The organism is Effusibacillus sp. SKA8, assembly GCF_058273125.1.
The window spans coordinates 1-702 of record NZ_JBZCSF010000046.1 but is presented as its reverse complement, the minus strand read 5'-3'; the positions used below and the strand labels follow the sequence as shown (position 1 = coordinate 702).

Annotated in this window: 1 rRNA gene; it reads left to right on the top strand. The window is 58.3% G+C overall.

Annotated elements, in window-relative coordinates:
• A 23S ribosomal RNA gene (locus AC4ED1_RS14695) occupies window positions 1–698 on the top strand; the annotation flags it as partial.
• Between the last annotated feature and the right edge of the window lie 4 nt (window positions 699–702).

Sequence of the window (702 nt, the reverse complement as noted above, 5' to 3'; positions counted from 1 at the left end):
GGACCTTGAAGCAGGTTTGGGGACAGTGTCAGGCGGGCAGTTTGACTGGGGCGGTCGCCTCCTAAAGAGTAACGGAGGCGCCCAAGGGTTCCCTCAGCGCGGATGGAAATCGCGCATGGAGTGCAAAGGCAGAAGGGAGCTTGACTGCGAGAGGGACATCTCGAGCAGGGACGAAAGTCGGGCTTAGTGATCCGGCGGTGCCGAGTGGAAGGGCCGTCGCTCAACGGATAAAAGCTACCCCGGGGATAACAGGCTGATCTCCCCCAAGAGTCCACATCGACGGGGAGGTTTGGCACCTCGATGTCGGCTCATCGCATCCTGGGGCTGAAGTAGGTCCCAAGGGTTGGGCTGTTCGCCCATTAAAGCGGTACGCGAGCTGGGTTCAGAACGTCGTGAGACAGTTCGGTCCCTATCTGCCGCGGGCGGAGGAAGTTTGAGAGGAGTTGTCCTTAGTACGAGAGGACCGGGATGAACCGACCGCTGGTGTCTCAGTTGTGGTGCCAACTGCAGAGCTGAGTAGCCAAGTCGGGAAGGGAGAAGCGCTGAAAGCATCTAAGCGCGAAGCCCCCCTCAAGATAAGACTTCCCACCAGGCAAGCTGGGTAAGATCCCCTGAAGAAGACAGGGTGGATAGGCTGGGGGTGTAAGCACCGTGAGGTGTTGAGCTGACCAGTACTAATCGATCGAGGGCTTAATCAAGAAA